This is a genomic window from Shewanella sp. W3-18-1, from assembly GCF_000015185.1.
Taxonomy (GTDB): domain Bacteria; phylum Pseudomonadota; class Gammaproteobacteria; order Enterobacterales; family Shewanellaceae; genus Shewanella; species Shewanella putrefaciens.
In genome coordinates this window covers 821130-846081 of record NC_008750.1, presented here as the reverse complement: position 1 = coordinate 846081, position 24952 = coordinate 821130, and the positions used below count along the sequence as shown (strand labels likewise).

At 44.7% G+C, this 24952-nt stretch carries 24 protein-coding genes; 10 read left to right on the top strand and 14 right to left on the bottom strand.

Annotated elements, in window-relative coordinates; translation table 11 throughout:
* Window positions 1–230 precede the first annotated feature (230 nt).
* Complete coding sequence (locus SPUTW3181_RS03935; protein WP_011788139.1) at window positions 231–797, bottom strand: phosphoribosyltransferase; 567 nt, start codon at window positions 795–797, stop codon at window positions 231–233.
* 287 nt (window positions 798–1084) lie between these two features.
* A complete protein-coding gene (locus SPUTW3181_RS03930; RefSeq protein ID WP_011788138.1) occupies window positions 1085–2848 on the bottom strand; it encodes an alkaline phosphatase D family protein in 1764 nt (587 codons plus the stop codon).
* A 273-nt stretch (window positions 2849–3121) separates the two neighbouring features.
* On the opposite strand from SPUTW3181_RS03930, the gene SPUTW3181_RS03925 reads away from it, so the two are divergent.
* Window positions 3122–3547 (top strand): HPP family protein, encoded by a 426-nt coding sequence (locus SPUTW3181_RS03925; RefSeq protein WP_025007544.1) that lies wholly within the window; start codon window positions 3122–3124, stop codon window positions 3545–3547.
* A 99-nt stretch (window positions 3548–3646) separates the two neighbouring features.
* Window positions 3647–4252, top strand: a complete 606-nt coding sequence (locus tag SPUTW3181_RS03920) for a DUF4274 domain-containing protein (RefSeq protein ID WP_011788136.1) — start codon at window positions 3647–3649, stop codon at window positions 4250–4252.
* 27 nt (window positions 4253–4279) lie between these two features.
* Here SPUTW3181_RS03920 and SPUTW3181_RS03915 read toward each other — a convergent pair whose 3' ends face one another.
* On the bottom strand, window positions 4280–5641 hold the full coding sequence (locus tag SPUTW3181_RS03915) for an MATE family efflux transporter (protein WP_025007542.1): 1362 nt from the start codon (window positions 5639–5641) through the stop codon (window positions 4280–4282).
* Between the two features lie 384 nt (window positions 5642–6025).
* Here SPUTW3181_RS03915 and SPUTW3181_RS03910 point away from each other — a divergent pair, with 384 nt between their 5' ends.
* Entirely contained in the window at window positions 6026–6943 is a 918-nt protein-coding gene (locus SPUTW3181_RS03910) for an alpha/beta hydrolase (RefSeq protein ID WP_011788134.1), read from the top strand.
* 99 nt (window positions 6944–7042) lie between these two features.
* Here SPUTW3181_RS03910 and lgt read toward each other — a convergent pair whose 3' ends face one another.
* Both lgt and SPUTW3181_RS03900 read right to left on the bottom strand, forming a co-directional pair.
* Entirely contained in the window at window positions 7043–7822 is a 780-nt protein-coding gene (lgt, locus tag SPUTW3181_RS03905; protein ID WP_011788133.1) for a prolipoprotein diacylglyceryl transferase, read from the bottom strand.
* 162 nt (window positions 7823–7984) lie between these two features.
* On the bottom strand, window positions 7985–8467 hold the full coding sequence (locus SPUTW3181_RS03900) for a cupin domain-containing protein (protein WP_011788132.1): 483 nt from the start codon (window positions 8465–8467) through the stop codon (window positions 7985–7987).
* Between the two features lie 152 nt (window positions 8468–8619).
* Between SPUTW3181_RS03900 and SPUTW3181_RS03895 the strand changes: the two genes are divergently transcribed.
* Window positions 8620–10782 carry a TonB-dependent receptor plug domain-containing protein gene (locus SPUTW3181_RS03895; RefSeq protein ID WP_011788131.1) on the top strand — a complete coding sequence of 721 codons (2163 nt, stop codon included), beginning with the start codon at window positions 8620–8622 and terminating at the stop codon, window positions 10780–10782.
* The gene (locus SPUTW3181_RS03890) at window positions 10782–11243 is read left to right on the top strand and encodes a TlpA family protein disulfide reductase (RefSeq protein ID WP_011788130.1); all 462 of its coding nucleotides are present in this window, start codon (window positions 10782–10784) and stop codon (window positions 11241–11243) included. Before SPUTW3181_RS03895 ends, SPUTW3181_RS03890 begins: the two co-directional genes overlap by 1 nt.
* An 82-nt stretch (window positions 11244–11325) precedes the next feature.
* Here the strand turns inward: SPUTW3181_RS03890 and SPUTW3181_RS03885 are convergent, their stop codons facing one another.
* From SPUTW3181_RS03885 to SPUTW3181_RS03855, 7 genes are all read right to left on the bottom strand, one after another.
* Window positions 11326–13431, bottom strand: a complete 2106-nt coding sequence (locus tag SPUTW3181_RS03885) for a heavy metal translocating P-type ATPase (RefSeq protein WP_011788129.1) — start codon at window positions 13429–13431, stop codon at window positions 11326–11328.
* A complete protein-coding gene (locus SPUTW3181_RS03880; protein WP_011788128.1) occupies window positions 13418–13756 on the bottom strand; it encodes a YtxH domain-containing protein in 339 nt (112 codons plus the stop codon). Before SPUTW3181_RS03880 ends, SPUTW3181_RS03885 begins: the two co-directional genes overlap by 14 nt.
* A 17-nt stretch (window positions 13757–13773) precedes the next feature.
* A complete protein-coding gene (locus tag SPUTW3181_RS03875) occupies window positions 13774–14052 on the bottom strand; it encodes a hypothetical protein (protein WP_011788127.1) in 279 nt (92 codons plus the stop codon).
* Window positions 14033–14281 (bottom strand): hypothetical protein, encoded by a 249-nt coding sequence (locus SPUTW3181_RS03870; RefSeq protein ID WP_011788126.1) that lies wholly within the window; start codon window positions 14279–14281, stop codon window positions 14033–14035. The genes SPUTW3181_RS03875 and SPUTW3181_RS03870 overlap by 20 nt, the downstream gene beginning before the upstream one ends.
* 36 nt (window positions 14282–14317) lie before the next feature.
* The gene (locus tag SPUTW3181_RS03865) at window positions 14318–14662 is read right to left on the bottom strand and encodes an HMA2 domain-containing protein (protein ID WP_011788125.1); all 345 of its coding nucleotides are present in this window, start codon (window positions 14660–14662) and stop codon (window positions 14318–14320) included.
* Between the two features lie 20 nt (window positions 14663–14682).
* Window positions 14683–15252, bottom strand: coding sequence for a hypothetical protein (locus SPUTW3181_RS03860; protein ID WP_011788124.1), 570 nt, complete (start codon window positions 15250–15252; stop codon window positions 14683–14685).
* A gap of 117 nt (window positions 15253–15369) precedes the next feature.
* Window positions 15370–17556, bottom strand: a complete 2187-nt coding sequence (locus tag SPUTW3181_RS03855) for an OsmC domain/YcaO domain-containing protein (protein WP_011788123.1) — start codon at window positions 17554–17556, stop codon at window positions 15370–15372.
* A gap of 292 nt (window positions 17557–17848) precedes the next feature.
* Here SPUTW3181_RS03855 and SPUTW3181_RS03850 point away from each other — a divergent pair, with 292 nt between their 5' ends.
* Both SPUTW3181_RS03850 and SPUTW3181_RS03845 read left to right on the top strand, forming a co-directional pair.
* Window positions 17849–19513: a methyl-accepting chemotaxis protein gene (locus SPUTW3181_RS03850; protein WP_011788122.1), complete on the top strand. Its 1665-nt coding sequence runs from the start codon at window positions 17849–17851 to the stop codon at window positions 19511–19513.
* Between the two features lie 199 nt (window positions 19514–19712).
* On the top strand, window positions 19713–19913 hold the full coding sequence (locus SPUTW3181_RS03845; RefSeq protein ID WP_011788121.1) for a DUF6435 family protein: 201 nt from the start codon (window positions 19713–19715) through the stop codon (window positions 19911–19913).
* On the opposite strand, the gene SPUTW3181_RS03840 is transcribed toward SPUTW3181_RS03845, so the two are convergent.
* Both SPUTW3181_RS03840 and SPUTW3181_RS03835 read right to left on the bottom strand, forming a co-directional pair.
* Window positions 19910–21520, bottom strand: coding sequence for an IS1634-like element ISSpu7 family transposase (locus SPUTW3181_RS03840; RefSeq protein WP_011787758.1), 1611 nt, complete (start codon window positions 21518–21520; stop codon window positions 19910–19912). The two genes, SPUTW3181_RS03845 and SPUTW3181_RS03840, sit on opposite strands and share 4 nt — an antisense overlap.
* 169 nt (window positions 21521–21689) lie before the next feature.
* On the bottom strand, window positions 21690–22091 hold the full coding sequence (locus tag SPUTW3181_RS03835) for a ribosome recycling factor family protein (protein WP_011788120.1): 402 nt from the start codon (window positions 22089–22091) through the stop codon (window positions 21690–21692).
* A 264-nt stretch (window positions 22092–22355) separates the two neighbouring features.
* On the opposite strand from SPUTW3181_RS03835, the gene SPUTW3181_RS03830 reads away from it, so the two are divergent.
* The 3 genes from SPUTW3181_RS03830 (at window position 22356) to SPUTW3181_RS03820 (ending at window position 24934) form a co-directional block, all read left to right on the top strand.
* The gene (locus tag SPUTW3181_RS03830) at window positions 22356–22601 is read left to right on the top strand and encodes a DUF3297 family protein (protein WP_011788119.1); all 246 of its coding nucleotides are present in this window, start codon (window positions 22356–22358) and stop codon (window positions 22599–22601) included.
* A gap of 400 nt (window positions 22602–23001) precedes the next feature.
* Window positions 23002–23532 (top strand): SMI1/KNR4 family protein, encoded by a 531-nt coding sequence (locus tag SPUTW3181_RS03825; RefSeq protein ID WP_011788118.1) that lies wholly within the window; start codon window positions 23002–23004, stop codon window positions 23530–23532.
* 469 nt (window positions 23533–24001) lie between these two features.
* A complete protein-coding gene (locus tag SPUTW3181_RS03820) occupies window positions 24002–24934 on the top strand; it encodes a nuclease-related domain-containing protein (protein WP_011788117.1) in 933 nt (310 codons plus the stop codon).
* Window positions 24935–24952 lie beyond the last annotated feature (18 nt).

The window sequence follows — 24952 nt, the reverse complement described above, 5'->3', positions numbered from 1 at the left end:
CCTAGAAAGATCGCTCGAGTGAAAATATTCATGTTAGCTTCACATATTCATCTATCGTTCTGACACTGAACATCACGACCTCAGCTTTGCAATACCACTAAGGTCAATTTAACTCTGCGGCCTAACATTTCTAAAATCCAGTCACATACTAGCTTGGCAAGTTTGGCCTAAATAAGCAAAATGCGCTAACGGCGACCGCTAACGCATTTGTATTGATATGAATTTTAAAATTATTTAAAGAGGTGCTGAATATTCTTTAAATCACCTTTTCCTTCAGCAATTTCTTCAGGCGTTAATCCCGTGACTTCATGGGGGAACACTAACCAATCTTCAGAAGCGTGGATGTAATAATCTGGTTTTAAAGGCACGGCGGTATTTTTCGGTTTGTAGTAAGGGCAAGCAATACGGATATCCTGTGGCATGTTTAAGCGCATAAGCTGGCTTAACTTTTCCTTTAATGCATGGATGCTACGGCCTGAATCAAACACATCATCGACAATCAATAATCCATCACTGGCATTTGCATTTTCAACGATGTAATGCAGGCCATGCACTTTGATTTCTTTGCTTTGCTTGTCGGTACCAATACCATAGTAAGAGGAAGTACGCACGGCGATATGGTCAGTTTCTACTTGTTTAAAATCGAAAAACTCTTGAACTGCAATCCCAATTGGAGCCCCGCCACGCCATATACCCACGATAAACTGCGGACGAAAACCACTCTCATACACTTGTGAAGCTAATAAAAATGAATCTTCCAGCAGTTGCTGTGCGGTAACAAAATACTTTTCTGACATGACACCGTCCCCATCGCGATTATTTATTTTTAGGTGGCTAAAGCGAATGCTTTTTACCTAGTAGGTCTGTTCGGCGTCCAAAACACGAGAACAGCATTCTCTTCACAAGAGTCCTAGCAAGTGTAGGCAGCCGCCGAATTTTGGGAGCGAATTTTATACCAAAAAAAACCGCAGTGCTGCAGTAATAATAAGAACTTGGGCGGTAACAGCCATTTATTTTGTATTTTTAGGATGAAACTAACAAAAAAGGCCACCCTAAGGTAGCCAACATAGAACACGCCAAGGCATTAACTCACAGGATTAATCGTGTGCTCACCTGCTTTCGTCACCGCACTGTAACTACGCGCCGTTGCAAGTTGGAAATCCTTCGACAAAATCGTGTCCACATAATGCCAATCGCTGCGCACCGCATCGGGAGTGAATGTCAGCGTCATAAAGCCGCGGTCTTTTAAGTTGGTGTACTTAAGATCTGGCACTAACTCGACAATCGCCGCTTCGGTTGCCGGGATCTGTTCTGCAGGGAGATTCAAATAATACTCAAGCCCCGGCGAGGATACCGAACTCGTCGCAAACTCCACACCAACAGTATCGCCCTTCATATCTTTAAGCTCACTCGCCCAAGCGTTATGGGTATCACCCGCAATCACCACTAGGTTGAGATTTTTCGATTTAGCCGTACCTAAAATCACTTCACGCTCATAGGCATAACCATCCCAGGCATCCAAGTTATAGGGAATCGATGGCAATTGCAGCAGGGCTATCACTTCTGGGGTTAATAAGGCTTGGTTGGCTTGGAGATATTGTAATTCTTGGGCCGTTAAGGTGGGATCATTGGCCGCTGCACGCGCCGCTAACTTAGCTAAAGCCCCTAACATAGCAAATTGGGGAATGCTCATCTGCTGAGTCGCAATCGCCGCAGGTAATGACATTTTACCCATTAACACTTGCTGACCTAACACCTGCCACTTACCCGTTGCCTGTAATAATGTACCTTGCAACCATAATAACTGTGTCAAACCTAATAACGTGCGCGAGGTTGATGTCACATCCGTAAGAAAACGCTCGCCATCAAAGGTGCCTGTAGTGGCATCCATATAATCAGCATAATCGAGCTGTTTATCCCGCGCTAACACGCGAGTATCGAGCATATGTAAATCCACTAAGTTACCGTAACTAAAGCTGCGGTAAATCTCCTCATGGTTGCCTTCACGCCACGGGCGAATGGGCAGCCACTCAAAATAAGCCTGTAATGCCGCTTCTTTACGAGCAGTAAAATCCCCTTCATCTTCGTTGTGATTTTCAGCACCATCACGCCAGGTATCGTTAGCGACTTCATGGTCATCCCATACCGTGATAAAAGGCACTTTGGCATGTAATTTTTGCAAACTCGCATCGGTGCGGTACTGGCCATAACGGGTACGATAATCGCTTAAGCTCAATAACTCATTGGCGGGAAGCACTTCTCGGCCCAATTCTGCCGCATGTTCACTGGCATAACCACCGCGAGGATATTCGTAAATGTAATCCCCTAAGTGCACCACAGCAGCTAAATCGGTCTGCGCCGCCGCTAACTCATACACGTTAAAGTAACCCGCAGGGAAATTAGAACAAGAAAGTACGGCTAACTTTACTGAGCTGACTTCACCTTCTGGCAAAGTTTGGGTTTGACCTAACGCTGAAGTTTTATCCCCCGTCTTAAAGCGGTAAAAATAGTGTTGCCCTGCACGTAAACCACGGGCATCCACTTTAACCGTGTAATCACGGCTGGCATTAGTCACCATTTCACCCGTGGTGACTAACTGTGAAAACGCCGCATCACTCGCCACTTGCCAACTCACTTTCACATCACCTTGTGACTCGGGTGTTACACGAGTCCATAGGATAACGGCATCATGGGCTGGATCGCCGCTGGCTACCCCATGAAGAAATTGCGCGGGGACAGCATTATCATCATTATCACTACAGCCCATCAAGCCGTAGGAAATAACAGCAACGCCAACACCTTTGGCCGACATAGCCAGAAAATCACGACGAGTCACGGTACGATTCATTATTATTCCCTTGTTAGATTACGCTTCACATTTACAGGTATGAGGTCTAATGAGGCCAAGATTGTGGGACATAACTGTTACATATTGGTGACATCCTAATAATCCATTTAGGATCTCTATCAATTCAAATGGTTATACTAGGCGTTCTACTTTATTGATGCAGGACTAGCACAGTGGGCGAAGAAGCTGCTAACATCGAACTACGCTAAATTCAGCCCGTTTTATAAGGCATAAGACAGATGCTCGCGAACCGCAAGGAAGGAATTTAATATGATGAAAGTCAGCGATATTATGAGCCAAAACACCATCTGCATTAGCGATGGCGCCAGCCTAAAAGATGCCCATCATCTCATGCAAACCCGTAATGTTCGCCATCTGCCCGTCATTTCTGAAACCGATGGCACCCTTGTAGGTATACTCACCCACAAAAAAATGATTGCCAGCGTGCTGTCTATGCTCAATAAATACGGCCAAGGGGCACTCGATCGCAAAGAACGCTACACACCGATTAACACTGTTATGGAAAAAGAATTCCAGCACTTAACTGCCGATGAGCCTTTAACCGTTGTGGTGGAATATTTTATCGAGAACAAACTTGGTTGCCTGCCCGTCGTCGATGCCGATAAAAAAGTGCTCGGTATCGTCACTTCATCGGACTTTATTAAGCTGTGCCGTACCCTGCTGCAACAGCAAGCGTAACGTTTTACGCTCCTTTTCTTCTATGTCAGCCTTTTACTACGTAAAGGCTGGCGTTGTATTTTTTATAAACTGTATTTTCTATAAAAAGAAAGGATTCCCTTGGCTAAATTACTCTCACAAGAACAATTTATTCGCGCCTATGAATGCGCAGAATTTGGCTGTTTTGCCAATCAACAACAACTCGCCAAATTACTCGCCGATCCCGATTACGACTTTTTACATCAAGACAGTACCTACTTTGGCAAAGCGGCGACACAAATCACCTGTATCAGTGACTTACAAAGTATGGAGGAAGTGCATTTTGTCGCGGCCAACTTGAATTGGGATGACGATGATCCCGACATAGTCAGGGCGATTATCGAACATCCACTCTGCGATGCAGGTACCGCCTTATTACTCTACTGGTACGGACAAGGCTTTTATTACTCCACGCCAGAGACGCTCGACACACCTTTTGGACAGCTATTCAAAACCATAACCGATAGATTTATTGAGCGCGGCTATGCCAGTTATAAAATCCATTTTGACCCGATTAAAGAATGTTTTATGCCTTCATTAGAAGACGTTCTTACTAGAGGATTCCAAATTCCAGGGGCTATTTTTGCCCCTTATAGCACTATGGAAATCGAAACCTATGAAGGGCACCCAAGGTATCTACAATTTAAAAATGAACTGCTGAAATCGGGTAAATGGGGCAAACAATAAGCGTTGACTTTTTGATATCAGAACAGTTTAAGCTGGGGTTACTGGCGGAATACGCGTAAAACGCTGCCAGCGACCCGAGCGCCAACGCTGCACCATAATCAATCCACGCACCCATTCATCTGCCGCAACGGCAAGCCAAGCAGCCAACACGCCATAACCTAAATGCAAGCCAAAGAACCAAGCCAATAACACGCCAATGCCCCACATACTAAAGAGACCAATCCGCACGGGGAATGCCACATCACCGGCGCCCTTTAAGGCCGAGATAATCACCAGATTAAACACTCGTCCGGTTTCAAGGGCGATGGAACCTGCGAGCAATAACGCTGTTAGTTGGATAACTTCTTCGTTTTCACTCAACCAGCCGACAATAACGAATCGCTGCCAGTAGAAGAGCAATACTATGGTCAATGAAGCAATAAAACCCACCAAACAGTAACGCTGCACCCGAGTGGTGATTTCATCGAACCATTGTTTACCCACATAATATCCAGTCTGGATTTGCGTCGCCTGCCCGAGTGCGACTGCAAAACAATAGATAAAACGGCTAATGTTCAAGCCATAGGTATAGGCCGTGAGCGATAAAGTACCCATCTGACTGATAAAGTAGATAATCGTCATTTGCGCCATATTGTAAGACAGCATCTCACCCGCATTAAGCAGGCCAATGCGCATCACGCGCCAATAAGTGCTGCGCGGTAAGAGCTTAAGTCGTTGCAGCGGCAGCGGGATTTGCTTATGCCGGATCACCATCAGCATAATAAAGGCACCGATAATCTGGCTGGTCACAGTAGAAATCGCCACCCCTGTTACCCCGTATACAGGCAAACCAAAGGGAGAATACAGGGCAATATAATTGCCTAACACATTCATCAAGCCCGTGCTCGAGGTGACTAACATGGCCGAGCGGGTAAAGCCATAACTACGCAAAATAGCGGCGAAGGCAATGTTCATCACTAGCCCTATGCTCAAGCTGCCGCAAATGACTAAATAATCGTATCCAAAGCCTGCAACCTCATGCTCAAGGGCGAATAAACCGATAATGCTCTTAGCACCTAAAAACATTGAGGCGCCCATCACCACGGCTAAGCCGAGACTCAAAGCAATGCTTGCAACACCAATATCAATCGCCTGCTGCGGTTGTCCCGCACCATTGTGTTGACTAATCAAAATGCTCGCGCCCGTGCTCACCATCATGGACATCACCATCATAAAAAACATCAACTGAGTGGTGAGCCCAACCGCAGCAACCGCATTATCGGAATAGTTGCTGAGCATAAAAATGTCACTTATTCCAAGCAAGGATTGCAGCAAGGTCTCGATAAAAATAGGCCAAGTCAGCGCCACGATACTCATGCGCTGCTGCAATGTTTTGGGTGCTTTTGCCACAGAAATGCCTACTAAATGGAGAATGAAATCGTAAGAGAGTTTTTGTTCAGTTTTACCGCTTATGTCGCCAATCCCCAAAATAACCGAGAACGACCACATGCGTCACTAATCCATAAATAACACTTTAATGTTACTTTTTTGAAAATTAATTTCACAAAACAAGCGTTATTCAGTTAAAACCAGACTGACAGCCGGATTTAGGCGGAAATTTAAGCGCATTAACACTAACAGTCAATTGTAATGGTAATTTTATTACCATTTATTTTTTATAAGGTCTGACAAGGTCACTACCATTTGTATGATACGAGGGATAAACTCCCGCAAGCGACGCAATTTACCGCAGCGGAACAGCGCAGTAATACAATCGAATTTTAGGAGAACAAAATGAGCCAACTCTATTTGGAAGAAGGAATTAAACAATTAGTCGGCGAATTTATTGCAGCAGGTTGTCCATCGGTGCGGGCCCAAACAATAGCAGAACGTCGCCAAGGTTATATTGCCAGTACAGTACTGGCAGGTGAACCTGAAGAGGTATTTGAGGTTCGCTCAGTTTCAATCGATGGCGCAGAACTCACCTTATTTAAGCCTTCGGCGGCAAACAATTTACCCGTTGTCATTTACTACCATGGTGGCTGCTTTGTCAGTGGCGGTGTTGAAACCCATAATCAGCAACTGCGAAAACTCGCCAATGATGCAGGAGCATTGGTCATTGCCGTTCATTATCGCCTCGCTCCTGAACACGTTTATCCCGCCGCCCACGACGATGCCTTCCATGCCGCCGAGGTTATCTATCAACATTGTTCACAATGGGGTGGCGATAAAAACAATATCACCCTAATGGGCGACAGTGCGGGCGGCCATTTAGCCTTAGTCACTTGCCTGCGTTTAAAAGCCAAAGAGCAATGGTTGCCACAAAAACAAGTACTTATTTATCCTATGCTCGATGCGACTGCCAAAAGCCAGAGTTATAGTGATAATGGCGAAAAATACATTATCACCCGCGATACCTTGCTCACGGGATTTGATATGTACCTCGATTGGCACCCTAGAACCGACGTTGAAGCCAGTCCACTGCGCCGCGATGACTTAGCAGGCTTACCCGAAACCCATATCATCACCGCTGAGTTTGATCCGCTTGTCGATGAGGGGGAGCAGCTATTTAGACATCTATTAGAGGCTGGCGTAAATGCCCATTGCCGCCGTTATCTTGGAGTGATCCACGGCTTCTTCCAACTCGCAGGAGTGAGCCGCTCCGCTCGGGATGCCATGGTGCAGATAGTCAATATTGTGAAAAAATCCTAGCGATCTCCTTAATGGCTTAGGTTTAATACGATTGATATAAATAAAAAAGGCTTCCTATTGAAATAGAAAGCCTTATTCTTACCCCAATGGTATTAGGACTTATGTCCGCGGCTTTCGATACGCCAATAGCAGCAAGACGATACCCACAGCTAAAAAAGGTAAGCTAAGCAGTTGTCCCGCACTGAGCAGTGTTTCTGTGTAAGCCGCTTGGCTCACTTTAATCGACTCTATGCCTATTCTTGCACTAAATACCAAAACCAAAAATAAGCCAAATATTGCCCCATGCCTTTGTTTAATCTGCGTATATTGATACAAAGCATACAAACCAATAAAGATAGCTAAATAAGCAAAAGCCTCATAGAGCTGCGCCGGATGCCTTGGCAACATGTCAACACGGTTAAAAATAATGGCCCAAGGCAGAGTCGTGGGTTCACCTAAAATTTCTGAGTTGGCAAAGTTCGCCATACGCACAAAAAAGCCAAAAATGGCAGTCGCAATCGCCAGCCTATCCAATAAAAAGAGGAAGGGCAGCTTCACCTTACGTTGGTAATAATATAAGGCCAATATTGCCCCGAGTCCCCCACCATGGCTGGCAAGCCCACCTTCCCAAATCGCCAAAATCTTCAATGGATGGGAGAAGTAGTATGCGGGATCGTAAAAAATACAATGGGCTAAGCGCGCGCCAACAACAATACCAACCACACAATAAATCAGCAGATTATCAAGGGATTCGAGATCGAGATGTTCCTTGATATACATTCGCTTCATCACCTGAAAACCCGCAGTGATCGCCACAGCAAACAAGACACCATACCAATGTATTTTGACTCCCATAAACGAGATTAATACAGGATCGGGCCCCCACACTAAGTGTTCCAAATTCAATTACTCCATCACACTTGCTACATCGAGGTAGGCTAAAAAAACTTGTTTTACGTGGTTAAACACTAATAGACAAGTCCTATTACGCCATTATTGGAATATCCAGCACAATAAGGTTGTTTTATGCCCAACAACCTAGGTCATGTTAACAATTAAACTTTAACAGTGCTCACTTCTACTAAGTCGCAGAATAATATCTCTATGCTGCGGATATTGCGCTAACAATGTTTCTTGGCTAAATAACTCGAAATCTTCGAAGGTAAACCCAGGGGACACCATACAACCCACCAGTGAAAATCCCGCTTGATTCATGGCTGAACCAAAAATACAGCCCTTAGGCACTAAAAACTGTGGGCGCTCACCCGCCGCTAAATCGAGCCCTAATTGCGCGGTCGTTAATTCGCCATCGGGAGAAATCATATAAATCGTCAATGATTGCCCCGCATGGAAATACCACATCTCGTCAGCCGTGAGGCGATGAAAATGCGACACTTCCCCCGTTCGCAGTAGAAAATAAATGCTGCTCCATAGTGCACGATTGTCATCAAACAGCATATCAGAACGGTAGGATGAGCGGTAATATCCACCTTCAATGTGCTGCTCTAGTGCTAAATGTTCAATAAATTCATCTGCGGTCTGCATACTCAATACCTCTGAAAAAAGATCCTAATCAAATTTTTATCATCTCGTTTATACGTGTTTTAAAAAGATGTTAAAAACACGATCCACATCAAATAATAACCATTCTCATTCGCATACTATGGCGCCACTTTCTATTTTACGGAGAAACGAGAGTGAAACCTACTTATCTGGCCACAATCTTAGCCATTTTACTCAGCCCACAACTGGTGGTCGCTGAAGAAGTTGATAGCGCTGAAACAGCAAATATTGAACGTATGAGTGTTATCGGAGTTAGGCAGCGGCTAGAACAAGCAGGAACATTAGCCAATACCATAATGAAAACCGAGGTGATTAACGCCACCACGATTGAAAACAAAAATGCCGTTAATTTATCAGAAGCGATTGATAACTCGCCGGGAGTAAAGGTTTCTAACGAATGCTCAATGTGTGGTGTTAAACGCATTATGCTGAACGGTATGAAAGGCGAGCAAACCACGATTTTAGTCGATGGCTTACCTGTACATACCATGATCTCGGGCTACTATGCCGTAGATGCTATCCCTACCACAGGGATAGAACGTATTGAAGTTGCCCGTGGGGCGGGCGCGTCATTAATTGCTCCCGAAGCGATTGGTGGCACGATCAATATTATCAGCTACGAACCCACAGAAAATGGTGCCGAACTCGATGTATCTGCGGGTGAAAATGGTTATCGGAAAATGGGCTTCCTAGGTAAGGGAGTGAGTGAAGATGGCCGTACCCGTGCGACTTTAGTTGCCCAATACGATGATAGAGATCAGTTTGACGCCGATCATAACAAGGTCAACGAAGCGCCGCAGCAAGAAAACCGCAGCCTAACCGCCAGAGTGTCACAGGACGTCACAGACACAGACAATCTCGTGTTACGTATTGCCAATATTCAATCAGAAATTTTTGGTGGGCCTATGTTAGGGAGCACCTTTGCCGATGGCACAGCCTCAAGCATTGGCAATGTATTATCCGGTTTTGACGATCAATTTAGTGAACCACAACAACTGTTTGAAGATGGGGATGTTCGCAAACCATTTACAGGTAAAGCATGGGAAACCACTGAATGGATCAAAACAGAGCGCAATGAGGCTTCATTAGCTTGGCTTAAAGAATTCAGCGATGACTGGAATATGCATTTAGCCGCAAGCTATGCCGAACATAAGCAAGACTCATTCTATGAAGGTTTTGATTATACCGCCGAAGACAAAATGTGGTTCTTCGATGCGCGTTTTAATTATCTACTGACAGAAAACCAACTACTGACCTTTGGCGCGGATTTACGCACCGAAGAAATGCGCTCCCACTCCCGCGCAGGCAGCGCCAACCCCAATTATGCTTCTGACTCCTTTGATTATGATGTGAAAGGGGTTTATATACAGGATACATGGCAAGCAACTGAAGCACTCGAAATTGCCATGGCACTGCGTTACGACACTATCACCGCCGATTTTACCGATCCTAACAAACCGGGTACTGAACTCGATGAATCCATTCTGTCCCCACGACTGGATGTACGCCTACGTCACAATGATGAATGGACCTCTCGGGTCTCAGCAGGACGAGGCTATCGTGCCCCACTTTCCTTCTTTGAAACCGACCACGGCATATTAGACGGTTCACTGGGTTTTGACATTGATATCGACGAGTTAGAACGCTCAAACTCAGCCAGCTATGCATTAAGTTATGAAGGTGAAAAACTCACCTCTACCGCCTCTATCGCATGGACAGAGGTGGAGCATCTTGCCGCATTAACCACCAATGACCTTGGTATTCCATTACTCACTCAGCTCGATGAAAAAGCGACGGTGATCACCAGCGATATTGCATTAGGCTACCGCTTAACCGATGACATGACATTAAGCCTAACGGCTGAGCATTTTGATTACGATTCGGTATTCAAATCATCCTATGCAATTGCACCAATAGAGGAAAGGCTTACGCTCACCTTTGACTTGGATGTCAACGATTGGGAATTCTTCGCTAATGTTGTTTGGGTGGGCAGTCGTGATTTATCCAAATATGGTTATGAAGGTTACAACCGTTTAGATGCCAATGGTCAAGTCGATCCTGACTCTAAAAAGACCACGGATGCACCGTCTTACCTCACAGTAGACTTACGTGTTAGCTATCAGTTAAATGAATATCTGTCCCTTTACAGTGGTGTCAGCAATTTATTTGATTACACCCAAGCGGGTGATGAAGAAACACCGCTTTTTTACGATGCTGAAGGTGCCTTTGACGTGGGATATATCTACGGACCGCTGCGTGGCAGAGAGATTTACGCCGGCATGAAGTTAGCCTTCTAATGTTACGTCAAATCATATTAGTGCTAGTTTGCTGCGCCGCGCCTCTACAGGCGGCGCAGCTTACCCGCGACTATCAGTTTCAATCTCTGCGTGACCAAAAACTCACTCACCTTTCCCATCTTGAGGGCCAGCCTACGGCAATCATGTTTTTTGAGCCTGAATGCCCTTGGTGTATCAAACAATCCGTAGTACTCAAAAAACTACAGCAAGATTGTGGTCAGCCTATTCACCCTGTTGCACTGGGGGTGAATGGCGATCATTTAACACTAAAGCGTGCCCTATTCCGGCTTAATTTTCCCTTTGAAGCCTACCGCGCACCGCCAGAGTTACTCAAAGAAATGGGCGGCATACCCGCAACCCCGATCCTACTGCTGTTAAATGCAAAGGGAGAGTTGGTGAAGGGATATCGCGGTTTTACCAGTGAAGATGAGCTAAAAGCACAACTCTGTCCCGCTGTATAATATAAAGCCGTAAAAGCTAACACCTGTAGGGGTATTTGCTTTTACGGCTAAAACGCGATCAACTTGCTTTCTAACGATGATATTAGGCCGTATTAGTTATGCGGCGATTTCCCCGTAAGGCATTGAGCAAAATACCAATAGTCGTGCCATTGTGTAATATAGATGCCGCTACAGGACTGAGTAAACCAACGGCAGCAGCGCCTAGTATTCCTGTGTTAGCCCTCAGTGTTAACTGGTAGTTATCATGGATAAGTGCCATAGATAAATTCGCTAATTCCTTCGCATCGGCCACTCGGGTAATGTCATCCTGCAAGAGCGCAATATCTGCGGATAAACGCGCAATATCAGCCCCTTTTTGCATGGCAATACCAACATGAGCCCCCGCTAACGCAGGCGCATCATTAATACCATCCCCCACAAAGGCAATATTGCACCCCGATTGACTCAGTCGCTCAATGATCTCGGCTTTATCTTCTGGCAATAGCTCTGCATACACTTCATCGATACCAAGATCTTTGGCAAGCTCCAAGGCACGATCCTGCTGATCGCCAGTAAGTAACAGTATTCGTTTTACCCCTAATTGCTTTAAGCGATGTATGGTTACTGCGCTTTCATCACGAATGGCATCCCTAAGTGCTAAAACACCGATTAATACACCACCAAATCCAATATAAAGTAAGGTTTTACCTTCACTGTATAATCTTTCAATTTCAGTAAGATAAGGTGTTACATCAATACACTCATCTTCTTCAATAAAATGCCGAGAACCGACAACAATACGTTTCCCATCAATTTCACTCGCCACACCGTGGGAAACGATAAACTCCACTTCAGAGTGATCAAAATGTCGACCATCAATGCTTTGTGAAGCCTCCACTACCGCCATGGCCAACGGGTGAAAATAGTGCTCCTCTACTGAGGCTGCCAGCCAGATCAAATCATTCGCAGAATAGGTACTATCAAACGCCACAGAGTCGGTCACATCAAGATTACCTTTAGTAAGCGTACCCGTTTTATCAAAAATAAAAGTGTCTGCCTGAGCGAGTCGTTCTAACGCTGTAGCCCCTTTGATTAAAATCCCGTTTTTACCTGCACGATACATGGCCGATTTAAATGCCACTGGTGTAGCGAGCTTTAATGCGCAGGAATAATCGGCTTGTAAAACAGCGGCACTGCGCTGCCAGTTACCAGAAACTAAATAAGTAGCACCTGCTAATGTGAGTACTCGGGGCACCAATTTATCGGCTAATGATGAAGCCTGAAGTTGGACGTCACTTTTGGCTGTGAGCGATTGTTCGACATAATCCGCAATACGCGCCGCCGCGGTTCCCACACCGACATGCTCTGCGTAGATCCTCAATCTGCCATCTTCCACAACCGTACCCGACAATACGGTATCACCCCGTTTTTTCCGGGTTGCCATACTTTCGCCTGTCATTGAGGCTTCATTAACATAAGCCTCTCCCCCAAGCACAGTACCGTCTACAGGCAGCACAGCACCTGCACCCACGATCACGGTATCGCCGACAACCACTTCATTGGTTGCCACTTGGATTTCTACACCACTGCGTTCAACCCATACAAATTTATCCGAGGGCTGCAACAAGGTTTTCAGCATATCGTCAGATCGACGAGCGATAGAGTCTTCGAGGTATTCGCCTAACTCCAACATAAAGGCTGTGGTATTAGCAGCAATATAATCACCACTGCCAAGGGAGATAGTCACGGCCAAGGCTTCTAGCGCATGAGAAGTTAACCCTTTACTCACAACATCCTCAGCACCATGCCTTAGCACAGACAATGCCGACAATAGAGAGACGGGCAAGCGCATCGATATAGGTAAAAAATTCACACTGATTAATGTCGCAAGATTCAGCAACAGTCTTTGGGGGGCGGGGTGGCTCTCTTTATTTTGGCCATCACCCGCAACCAAAATGACAGGCTTAACCTGTAGCACTCGGCTGGCTAATTTCTCAATCGATATTTTAGACGCGTTATAGCTAACAATTAAGGAACGAGCTTTGGGATTAAACCTCGCAGAATACACCTCATCGAGATTCTCAATGGCCAATGCTAAACCTTTGAGCTCTTGGCTATTCGTTGCTAAAGAATAACGCCATCGAACCCGATTAGTGCAATGGTGGACTAAAGCTAATGCTTTAAATACTGCGGCATTATTGTTCATCATCACCAGTCTGGACTGCCATTTCAGCTTGGATATCTGCAACCTGTTCTTTAAGTTCTTCCATCCCGCCAGCAATATCGGTATACAGTTTTACGGCTGAACGAACAATTTTCTCGCGCATCTCATCGTTGCTCAACACATAAGCAGCCGTTGCGCCAAGTAATGCACCTAGTAAAAACTGATTACTGGTATTGTTTTGTATCGCACCGAGTAGCCCCTTGCTTTTTTTGCCGCCTGCGGCACTTGCAAGTAACTCTTCAACTGTCATACCCGCTGGGATACTTCCTTGAAATTGCTTTTTTAACTGTTTGTTTTTCTTTTTGCCCATGGTTCGATACCTCGTTATTAATCCTTGATGAGTAATTCAATACTTGCGATACCTGCGCCACCACCCAATAGCAATAACAGCGCCTGCTCATACTCTTTCACTTCTACCGCATTCGCGACCCCCATGCCCACCGCAGTCGCGACACCACCCTGTAAGGCACGTTTCAGCACTTTTTTTGCTTTAGGCTTGGACTTTTTCTTTTTAGCGCCATCCGTCTGTTGCAGCGCAGTGAGTAATGCTGCGGCCACGGCTCCACGAATAAAAAAATTACTTAACTCATTGGTTTTTAGTGTCATCTCCTGACTCCTCAGTTTGAGATTTCACCTCTTCTGCGTTATCAGTTGCTTCGAGTTTATGTCGCAATTTAGCCGATGTTTGCTCTAATGATTCGAGGCTCGACGCCGTTGACTCATAAAGTTTCTTCTGCGCTCGCTTAACATAAGTTTTACTATTACTTTTTTGCGCCAGTTTAACCAAGGTCGCGCCAGTAGCAGCACCGAGTAATAAGGTTAATATTGGATTCATTTATCTCTCCTTTGAACAAAAGCAACGGAATGAGTGTTAGGTATTTTGCATCTTAAACCACTGAAAATGCTGTTCTACTTCATCTAACAAAGCGATGACATTGGGCTTATCTTCCGCTTTCAACAACGATTCCCACAATGATGCACTGAGCACTTTAGTGTCATACTCCACAACACACGAACGGGCTAACATATTAGGGCGTATCGACTTAACCCCAGGTATTGACTCCATAAATCGAAGTAACTGTTGTGTGTGCTTAAACCCCTTTAAATTCAAATTATCGGGAAGATGGCTTTTTAGTTTGAATCGGATCCTGCCCGGTACATGGTGAGCAACGAGAATGTGTTCAGTCAGCTCTCGCAATTTTTCAAGTTTATTCATGCAATATCATCAATGGGTGACTAACGAAAAGTATTCTTACGGTGAATGAATACATGGGTTGCCGCCGCGGCAATAAAACACCATCCCGTAATGGCATGCCAGCGTTTAAATCCGGAATACACAAGCCCAATGGATAATGGCAGGCTAATAATGGCGGCGGTTTTGGCGAATCGATTAATATCTCGACGCCGAGCATGTTTTCTAGGGCGTGAGATTTGATGGTGGTTTATATCTAATGAGATGGGCGCCTCAACCTGCCCCACGAAATTCTCTATCAACTGCGTTAGTTTTTGTTCCATTTCAGCCTTAGGATATGACGGCTGATAGGTGAGAATAAGACTGCGCGCAGACCAATTAACCCGAACCGCCAGTGTTTCGGGCAACGCTTCGAGTTGCTGTTGCAACAGGCTTAAGCAGGTTAACTTCTCGGAAGGAATTTTAAGACGTAAGCGGCCATTAACTGATGACACTATCATGTTGGTATCCCAACCTAGATAAAAATCCATATCGAACAGAATAAAGCAGCCCAATATTTGTGGGCAATAGCCTGTTACATCACAACATTGATGTAAGTCATAAATATGGAACATTTATTTTAAGTGGGCCTGAAGCCTAATGCGGGAATTCAAATTCTTTAAGGTGAAGCCATAAAAAAAGCGAACCCTAGAGTTCGCTTTAGATACCGAGTTATCAGTCAATAAATCAGGTTAATTAGCCATTTTAGCTTTACGGGCTTGATGCAGTTTTTTATAGCTTTCAATAAGCCTTAAGTGCGGCTCAATACCCTCAAGTTGCATACTGGTCTTGGTTAGTCCGCTAAAGCGCACTTTACCTGTGACACTACCGACCACCTCATTCATCACTTCCTCACCAAACATACGGGTGAAATTATGGATAAAGTCTTCGAGTTCGAGGTCTTCATCTAAGGTCACTTCCAGCACGGCATTCATCGCTTGGTAGAACAAACCACGTTTAACCGTGTTATCGTTAAATTGCAGGAACTCACCGACCAACTCAAGGGCTTCTTCATGCTCACCGAGTGCCAAATAAATCAATATTTTCAGCTCGATAATCGTCAGCTTACCCCACACGGTATTTTCATCAAATACAATGCCGATCAGGGTACGAATATCCGTATAGTTATCGAGTTGGCTTTCTTCTAAACGGTTAACCAAATTAGCCAGTTGTTTAGTGCTTAATGAATGCAGATTTAAGATATCTTCACGGTACGCCAACGCCTTGTTGGTGTTGTCCCAAATCAAGTCATCAACAGGATAAATCTCAGAATAATCAGGCACAAGAATACGACAGGCCGAGGCGCCTAAATCGGTAAACTCAGCAATATACACCTCTTTCCCTAGGTCTTCTAAGATGCCGAATAAGCGTTCCGCTTCTTCTTCGTTAGTGCCGGAGAAATCCCATTCGCAGAACTCATAGTCATGCTTGCTGCTAAAAAAGCGCCATGAAATCACGCCCGTTGAGTCGATAAAGTGCTCAACAAAGTTTTCAGGCTCAGTCACCGCCATACTGTTAAAAGTGGGTTTTGGCACATCGTTTAACCCTTCAAAACTGCGACCTTGCAGCAATTCCGTTAGGCTGCGCTCTAACGCCACTTCAAAGCTTGGGTGCGCGCCGAAAGAGGCAAATACACCACCGGTTTTCGGATTCATCAAAGTGAGACACATTACCGGGAACTGGCCGCCGAGTGAGGCATCTTTTACCACCACGGGGAAACCTTGTTCTTCTAAACCGTTAATGCCAGCCAAAATGCTAGGGTATTTTTCCAGCACAGACATAGGCACATCGGGCAAGACAATTTCTTGCTCAATGATTTGCCGTTTAACGGCACGTTCAAAAATTTCTGATAAACACTGCACATGGGCTTCGTTAAGGTTATTTCCCGCACTCATACCATTGCTTAAGAAGAGGTTTTCAATCAGGTTTGACGGGAAGTAAACCGTTTCACCGTCGGATTTACGGGTATAAGGAATCGCACAGATACCGCGCTTGATATTGCCCGAATTGGTGTCAATCAAGTGCGAGCCGCAAAGCTCCTCATCTGGGTTATAAATCTCTAAACAATAGTCATCCAAAATCCCCGCTGGCAGCGAATCGTCTTCTTCTAATGCAAACCACTTTTCATTGGGGTAATGCACAAATTCGCTATTGGCGATCTCAACGCCAAAGAACTGATCGTTATAGAAAAAGTTATTGTTTAACCGCTCAATAAACTCACCGAGTGCCGAGCACAGCGCGCTTTCTTTGGTTGCGCCTTTGCCATTGGTGAAACACATTGGCGAGGCTGCGTCGCGGATATGCAATGACCACACGTTCGGCACAATATTGCGCCAGGATGAGATTTCAATCTTCATGCCTAGATCGGCGAGCATCGCCGTCATATTGGCAATGGTCTGCTCCAGCGGTAAATCTTTACCCAAGATATAAGTGCTGCTCTCACCCTCTGGATGCCCCATCAGCATAGCGTTTGCATCGGCATCGAGGTTTTCAACGGTTTCAATCTTAAATTCTGGCCCCGTTTGTACCACTTTTTTAACGGTACAACGGTCAATCGAGCGCAAAATACCTTCGCGATCTTTATCGGAAATATCTTCGGGTAGCTCAACCTGAATTTGGAAAATCTGGTTATAGCGATCTTCAGGATCAACAATATTATTTTGCGACAGGCGAATATTATCCGTTGGAATATCACGGGCTTTGCAATATACCTTCACGAAATAGGCCGCACACAGGGCTGATGACGCTAAAAAATAATCAAACGGACTAGGGGCAGAACCATCACCTTTGTAGCGGATCGGCTGATCGGCGGTCACGGTAAAATCATCAAACTTGGCTTCAAGTCTAAGATTGTCGAGAAAATTAACTTTGATTTCCATTGAATATGATTTCCACTAAATATGTGAGTCTGTAGCAGCCATTAACCAAGACGCTTCATCGGTAATGAGTCATTAGGGGTGAATTATCGGTGTTTTTCGCCCATTAGTCTTGGGTTAATTATGTTAAACAAATTCGACGAGGGATTTACAGGGGTAAACCTGTCATCAAGGTAAGCTAAAAGCAGGCTTTTAGTCGGAGTATGACAATTTTGTTAACCTCAGCACTAAGAAAGAGAGAATATTAGCTATACTCCCCGCAGTAAAAGCGATGTTCATCTTGGAGTATTCAGATATGCCTCATTTTAGTCTACGTAATAAATTACTATTATTATCGCTGTTCCCCCTGCTCTTTACTTTATGTGTCCTAATGACTGTCACTTACTATGTCGAGCAAGACGCCCTCGCCGATGAAGTCACTATCTTTAGAACGAAACTGATTGGCGAGCGTAAAGCACAAATCAAAGAAGCAACCGAAATTGCCGCCGGGATAATACAATACCAACTGTCGTTAAAGGAAAATGGCAACGTAAACCAAGCACTGCGTGATATTCGTTTTGGTAGTGCAGGCTACTTTTTTATCTATGATTCCCAAGGCAAGAACCTCTTCCACGCCGTGATGCCCAACCTCGAAGGGCAAAATAAAATCGATATGACAGATCCTCGCGGCACAAAAATTATTGTCGGTTTACTCGATGCCGCTAAAAATGGCGATGGCAACTTCTCCTTTTATTTTGAAAAACCTAACACCAAGGAGCAAATAGAAAAACTCGGTTACTCCATGATGATCCCAGGCACTGACTGGATGTTAGGTACTGGAGCCTATATTGATGATATCGACGCGGTCGTTGAGGATTATCGCGCCACAGCAACTGAACAAATGATGAGTAAATCCTTTGCAATTCTGTTGATTGCGCTTGTCCTTGCTGGTATCACCGCTTTTATCATCATGATCACAACCCATCGTATGGTCACACCGATTAAAAATATGGCCGATAACCTAAACGATATCGCCAAAGGCGAAGGCGATTTAACCAAGCGCCTTACCGTCAAAGGGGAAGATGAAATCGCCAAACTCGGTCAATCGTTTAACCTGTTTGTCGATAAACTTCAAACCATCATAGGCGATGTCGCCAGTGCAACGGCCAAAGTTAAATCGGCAGCGAATGCGATTCATGACCAAACCAAAGCCATGTCGAGCCAGCTTATCAGCCATAACAATGAAACAGACCAAGTGGTAACGGCCATTACTGAAATGTCATCCACAGCAAGCGAAGTGGCACAAAATACCACCCAAGTGGCGGAAGCAACCCAAGCCGCAACAGGTGATGTCGCCAACGCTCAGCGTTGTGTCGATGCCTCATTAGAGGAAATTGCAGGCTTGATGGAGCAAATCAATAATGCCGCGGGTAGTATTCAATCCTTAAGCGAACAGTCTAAAAAAATCAACAACGTGCTGTCAGTGATCGGTGGTATTGCTGAGCAAACAAACCTATTGGCATTAAATGCTGCTATCGAAGCGGCCCGCGCGGGTGAGCAAGGTCGAGGTTTTGCCGTGGTGGCTGATGAAGTGCGTAACTTAGCGAGCCGCACCCAATCAAGCACATTAGAAATCAATGAAATGCTCTCTGAACTGCACAAACTTGTCGCACAGGCCGTAAAAACAATGGAAGAAAGTCAGCAAAGCTGCGTGCGCTCGGTAGACTCTTCTCGCGCTATCTCTGAAAGCCTTGGCTCAGTCACATCGGCAGTCACAGCAATCAACGATATGAGTACCCAAATTGCCACCGCAGCAACGGAGCAAAGCTCTGTCACCGAAGAAATTAACCGTAATGTGTACGCCATCCAAGAGATTGTGAATGAGTTACTCCACTCTAGCGAAGATGCCGCCAGAGTGAGCCAAACCGTATCACAGGAAGGAACAAACTTAGGTAAGCTCGTCGGTCAGTTTAAAATTTAAAGCTATGTCGCAATGGGTTGCGAAATCAGAATGAAAAGTAGCAACCCATTGGTTTATTTAAAATGCGAAGACTCAGCCTTACAGAGGCCAATGCCTGCGGATAATAATTGCTGAGTACTGCTTTTATTTTCAAAAAGTAAAACTTAATTCCCATTGCCTACGTATATAAACCCAAATACCCCACCCATTAGAAATAGCCATGTTTTCAATTTTTAAAAAAGATCCCTTAAAAAAATTAACACAGCAATATAACGCTAAACTGGAAGAAGCGATGCATGCCCAGCGAAAAGGCGATATTAGATCCTACTCAATGCTGACCGCAGAAGCCGAGCAAATCGAAAATCAAATAAAAGTGTTAGAAACAACAAGCCATAAATCCGACATTCCGCAGCTAATTTAGGAATAAACTACCTCATAGAATCTACCGAGTAATTTGAGTAGTTGTGTTTGGTGATCTTGAAGTCCAGTGATGAACCTTTGGCCGTTAATCTCTAGCGTATCTATGCCTTCGAATTGCAAGAAGACCCAACGTGCCGTCGGTCTGGAGGTCGTCTTGTTCTTTACCATACTTGGGAAGAACGCTTCGGTTTGTGCGAGTTGTTCTCTGATTTTGTGTTCTAAACTAGCGTAAACAAGCAAGCTCAACGTCATTATCATTAGCAACGCTTCAATGCGCTCAGGCTTTTTCAAGAAGATGGAAGAGGTTAAAAACTCAGGGCTTTTTAGAAAACGGAAGCCGCGCTCGACTTTTTGTTGCGATTTGTAATGTGCTAGAAGAGCCGCCATGGTGAGTGCTTCATTGTCGGTGTCATTCGTCGCGAGGATAAACATGCCTACTTTGAGCTTAGCCAGTTTTACTTTTTCTAGGTCGGTGAAGGGGGCGGCTTCGATAAAGTATTGGTATCCTGTCGGTGCTTCATCTGTCTTTGGGCGGCCCGAATGAGAGTAAGTCGGCTGTTTGATGAGAGTGCCTTGTTCAAACCCAAGTAAGTCACATTGTTTCTTGAAATCGTTAAACGCTAATTCTGCGTCAACTTCACAAGCGAATGGTTTTTTACTTAGCTTTTCCAACGCTTTGATTTCTTTTGCTATGTTTTTCTCTAAGTTCTTGAAGAAAGTGATTTCTTCCCGCTTGGTGGCCTGTTCACTGTGAACGAGCAACCAACGTTGATTGACCTTTCCGTAATCCGAGTCTATCCAACATCCTGAGTAGCCATGACCGATAGTGCTTAATTGCTCTGGCTCTAGCGCAAGTAGTGCTTGTTTTGCGAGCTTGATGGTCATGGGGACACGGGTAATGAATTTTTGATTTTGCTCATCTAGCGAGGAGATGCTTTCTTCGGTGTACAAAGCGGCATCAGCGATAAAGTAACGACTATTTTGCGCGGCTTTTAGGCAATGTATGTGTCTTTTAGTGACTTCAGCGAATGCCTTGGCATCATTGGTGTTACCACTCAGTGCTTGCATGTAAACAGGAATACCTGCTTGGTTTTCACAGATGAGTTCAAGCACGACTTGGTTAAGCTCTGGCCTATGATCCCGACTATAACCTCTTACAAGCTTAATCACGTTGGTGTTTTCATCTTGTGCATACTCACCATCAACGTGGAAGCTAGTGATATCAAGATGAACAGAATCGGTCGTCAAGCCCAGTTTATCAACAACACGCTCAGCAATAACCTGATAGAGCGCTGAGACATCGGCTTCGTATAGAGCATCTAATGTGCGGCCTAGTACATCATCAGTCAGGTGGTGTGCTTCAATGTCTTTGGCGAGTAGCTTAGATACAGGCTTGGTCTTAAAAAAGTCCGAGAACATGTGCAGTGTTCTGCTATGAAAGCCAAGTCCATTTAGGAGCATGGCCAATACCGCGTCACCATGAGAAACATTGTGGTCAGAATATTTTGGGATAACGGCATCTATCATCCGTGGCAGGCCAATTTCGTGACAAAAGGCGGCAATGAGACCAAGGTGATCTAAGCGTTTAATAACAGGATGGGTAGACATATTTTGAGACCGTCAAATAGCAGTAATAGATCAAAACTGTCGATCGCGGTCAAGATGGTGTCGTAGTTTTTATGAAAAGCTGATCGCCAGATCACACTATTTAAATTCTGGAATTAGCTGCGGAATGACGGATAAATAAACCTTCAAAGCAAAAAACTCAGCGGACAAACTACCAAGAGTCAGCTTGAAAACGTGCCAATCTGGCCTCTGTGACAGTGCATTGAGTCAATTGCATCAACTCACCTAAGGTAATCGCAGGGTTGTCTGTGATAAGCCGAATCAGCTTAGCGTCTAATGGTTCAAGTTTGTCTGCATACTGTAGCAAAGCTGACTCAAGCTTTTGAATAAGATAACGAAATGCACCATCAGCCATCAGTCGCTGCTCGGCTTGTAAATGGGCGGTGCAGGATTGGATCTTGACCGCTGCGCCAACAATGCACCAATTCCTCGAACGCCGCACACGCTTAAGCTCGCAATCATACTGAGTTGCAATCGCTTGAGCTTGTTTAACCGCCTCGCGCCCAATTCGATGAATAAGCGAGGGCAGTAAGATAGTAATGTCGTCGTTCATAACGCGTGATGAATAACTGTTGGTTTATCGAATACTTTCATGGCAATTGGGCAAGGTCGGCTCGACTTAACATTCAAGCGCCATAAAATACCTAGCGCGAAAGTGTAGCACTGTATCCAAGCAGGATAATAAGGTTCTCTAACAAATGCTGCCCATACTTATCCCATGCAGCGCAATCAGTCACAGTTAAAGTCTTGAGCGTTGCGCTGGGATTGCCTACAATAGCGCACGCTTTTTCACTATAGACAATGACAGATCACGACCATGACCGACACAACATCATTACCCGCTTTACCGGATCGCCTTTCCGTTAACCCACGCAGCCCACACCATGTGGCAGAAATTTTCGAGCACGATATCGGTATTAAGCTCAACGGCAAAGAGCGTTTTGATGTCGAAGAATATTGCATCAGTGAAGGTTGGGTAAAAGTGCCAACAAAATCATTGGACCGTCGCGGCCAACCACTTTTGCTAACAGTAAAAGGCACAGTTGAAGCGTTTTATCGTTAAGCCGCTAGCCGTTAAGCCTTAGCGCAATAGCGGGATCATAACAACGGCCAATTAGATTGGCCGTTTTTGTTTGCCCAGCAGCAAATGATACTAATTCAATACTACTTGCTGAAACTGCACGAGTGCAGTTAACTACCATTCGGAACAGCTATCCAGTCGGTTTTTGGCGAAATGGATTAAATCAAACAGCAGTATGCATGTCTACTTATTTGAATATCATCAAGTTTATTTGGGGATTGGCTAGAGAAAAGCGTTAGAGAGAGGAGAAATAATTGATGTTTCGGTAGCTCCAATATATAAAGGTCCTTCCAGAATACCGGCAGGTATAACAGTAAACGCTCAAGGTAGTGGTGGTTCCTTTGAAAACATTACTCTTCTTAATCCTCGTGGAATGTAGATCATGACCCTATCTGTATTAAATAGCATTTTAACTCCCCCTAACTTCCCTAATGACTCTGGGATTGGTAACGTTTGGCCTTCTATAGATGAAGGTCTTAGTTTTCCTAGGGATTATATTGCGTTTATTAATCATTATGGCACAGGAAGAATTGCCGATTTTATTGCGATATTCAATCCATTTACTACAAATTATGACCTTGATTTTTTTGAGCAGAAGAAAACAATTATTGAGGATTTCAATTACCTTAATAATGAAGACCCAGAGTATTTTAAATATAACCTCTATCCAAAAATTAATGGCCTTTTACCAATAGGCGTAACGGATAATGGTGATTGCATATTTTGGGTTGTTTCCGATCTAAAAGACAGTGATACATGGGACACAGCAATAATCGCATCTAGATCGCCAGATGTAGAATATTTTGATGAAAATATAACCTCTCTATTGTCTGGTTTATTGTTAAGAAAAATAAGATCAGGATCATTACCTAATAGTTTCCCTCCTAAAAATGTTACCTTTGAAAAAATTTAAACAAAAAATAAATGGTCATCCGCAATAAATCATGGACCGCCACGGCCAACCACTGTTACTCGCAGTAAAAGGCACAGTTGAAGCGTTTTATCGTTAAGCTTTAGCGCAAAGAGCGGGAGCATAACAACGGCCAATCTGATTGGCCGTTTTTATTTGCCTACCTAACACCGAAGTTTCAACCTTATGTTTATCTTCCGCCAAATGATCACAAGTTGTTATTTAAAATAAGCTTTTGTGACAAAACGCATTGATTAAACCGTATCGTGCAGGTTAAAGTGTGGCCACTGAGGGAAAACACAGAGTCACACTCGAACACCAATATCGAGCACGCTATTTAGGGATGAAGAAGCAAATCAGTTATCTGCCTCACCCCTCTTAACAGCCACCTCTGTCACCCAGCTAAATCAGCACAGGGGAAGCCTGTGTAAGTAATGGAATTAACGATCCCTTTATTACGGCAAGGATGTAAATGACAGATTTCGGCAGCAACCTATTATCCGTTGTAATTATTCTATCCAGCCTGTTTGTCGGCGCAGGAGTATTACATGTATTTCTTCGATACCGCGATGCAACGCTAACCCTGCCCGTTGATCGTGAGCAGTTAATCCGCATTCCGGCCTATGGATTACAACAGCAAATCCAAGATCTGCAATTAGATTTAATGGGCTACATGATGATGGGAGCCGTGATTTTTTGCTTCCCCTTTGCACTCAACAGCATTCAAGCACATATCGCCGTAGGTAAATTCCCTTGGATATTAAGCATCACAGCGCTAATGGGCTTAAGCTATTGCAGCTTTAAAACGTGGAAACTCTTTTCCAAACTCACCAAATTACGCCTCGGGCATACCGCTGAAATCGCCACCGCCAATGAGCTTATCGGCTTACAAGCCTTGGGTTATCAAGTGTTTCACGATGTGCAAGCCGACGGCTTTAATATCGACCACCTCGTCATCGGCAAAAATGGCGTATTCGCGATAGAAACCAAAGGCCGCCATAAGCGCAATAAAGACCTACGCCAAACCAATGGCAATGGCAATGGCAATGGCAATGGCAATGGCAATGGCAATAAAGGCTATCAAGTATTTTACAAAGACGGGCGCTTAAACTTCCCCTCATGGACTGAAACCAAACCCATAGAACAAGCCGAACGTCAGGCCAAGTGGGTCAGTCAATGGTTAACCAAAGCCACAGGCTCCCCCGTCGCCGCCACCCCAGCCCTAGTATTCCCCGGCTGGTATGTCACCAGTCAATCGAAACCACCGTTCCCGATCCTTAACCACAAACAATTAGTCGGAACGATCCCAAAACTGAAAACCCAAGATCTTACCCAGCAACAAGTCGACACCATCATCTACCAAGTCGCCCAAAGATGCCTAAGTAAAAGTGAGGTAGGGAAATAAAAATTTTTACTCTGACTG

Excerpts from the sequence above, each read along its gene's own strand:
- SPUTW3181_RS03935 (WP_011788139.1), bottom strand. The coding sequence starts at position 797 with ATGTCAGAAAAGTATTTTGTTACCGCACAGCAACTGCTGGAAGATTCA.
- SPUTW3181_RS03930 (WP_011788138.1), bottom strand. The coding sequence starts at position 2,848 with ATGAATCGTACCGTGACTCGTCGTGATTTTCTGGCTATGTCGGCCAAA.
- SPUTW3181_RS03925 (WP_025007544.1), top strand. The coding sequence starts at position 3,122 with ATGAAAGTCAGCGATATTATGAGCCAAAACACCATCTGCATTAGCGAT.
- SPUTW3181_RS03910 (WP_011788134.1), top strand. The coding sequence starts at position 6,026 with ATGAGCCAACTCTATTTGGAAGAAGGAATTAAACAATTAGTCGGCGAA.
- SPUTW3181_RS03900 (WP_011788132.1), bottom strand. The coding sequence starts at position 8,467 with ATGCAGACCGCAGATGAATTTATTGAACATTTAGCACTAGAGCAGCAC.
- SPUTW3181_RS03890 (WP_011788130.1), top strand. The coding sequence starts at position 10,782 with ATGTTACGTCAAATCATATTAGTGCTAGTTTGCTGCGCCGCGCCTCTA.
- SPUTW3181_RS03885 (WP_011788129.1), bottom strand. The coding sequence starts at position 13,431 with ATGATGAACAATAATGCCGCAGTATTTAAAGCATTAGCTTTAGTCCAC.
- SPUTW3181_RS03880 (WP_011788128.1), bottom strand. The coding sequence starts at position 13,756 with ATGGGCAAAAAGAAAAACAAACAGTTAAAAAAGCAATTTCAAGGAAGT.
- SPUTW3181_RS03875 (WP_011788127.1), bottom strand. The coding sequence starts at position 14,052 with ATGACACTAAAAACCAATGAGTTAAGTAATTTTTTTATTCGTGGAGCC.
- SPUTW3181_RS03870 (WP_011788126.1), bottom strand. The coding sequence starts at position 14,281 with ATGAATCCAATATTAACCTTATTACTCGGTGCTGCTACTGGCGCGACC.
- SPUTW3181_RS03865 (WP_011788125.1), bottom strand. The coding sequence starts at position 14,662 with ATGAATAAACTTGAAAAATTGCGAGAGCTGACTGAACACATTCTCGTT.
- SPUTW3181_RS03860 (WP_011788124.1), bottom strand. The coding sequence starts at position 15,252 with ATGTTCCATATTTATGACTTACATCAATGTTGTGATGTAACAGGCTAT.
- SPUTW3181_RS03855 (WP_011788123.1), bottom strand. The coding sequence starts at position 17,556 with ATGGAAATCAAAGTTAATTTTCTCGACAATCTTAGACTTGAAGCCAAG.
- SPUTW3181_RS03850 (WP_011788122.1), top strand. The coding sequence starts at position 17,849 with ATGCCTCATTTTAGTCTACGTAATAAATTACTATTATTATCGCTGTTC.
- SPUTW3181_RS03845 (WP_011788121.1), top strand. The coding sequence starts at position 19,713 with ATGTTTTCAATTTTTAAAAAAGATCCCTTAAAAAAATTAACACAGCAA.
- SPUTW3181_RS03840 (WP_011787758.1), bottom strand. The coding sequence starts at position 21,520 with ATGTCTACCCATCCTGTTATTAAACGCTTAGATCACCTTGGTCTCATT.
- SPUTW3181_RS03835 (WP_011788120.1), bottom strand. The coding sequence starts at position 22,091 with ATGAACGACGACATTACTATCTTACTGCCCTCGCTTATTCATCGAATT.
- SPUTW3181_RS03830 (WP_011788119.1), top strand. The coding sequence starts at position 22,356 with ATGACCGACACAACATCATTACCCGCTTTACCGGATCGCCTTTCCGTT.
- SPUTW3181_RS03825 (WP_011788118.1), top strand. The coding sequence starts at position 23,002 with ATGACCCTATCTGTATTAAATAGCATTTTAACTCCCCCTAACTTCCCT.
- SPUTW3181_RS03820 (WP_011788117.1), top strand. The coding sequence starts at position 24,002 with ATGACAGATTTCGGCAGCAACCTATTATCCGTTGTAATTATTCTATCC.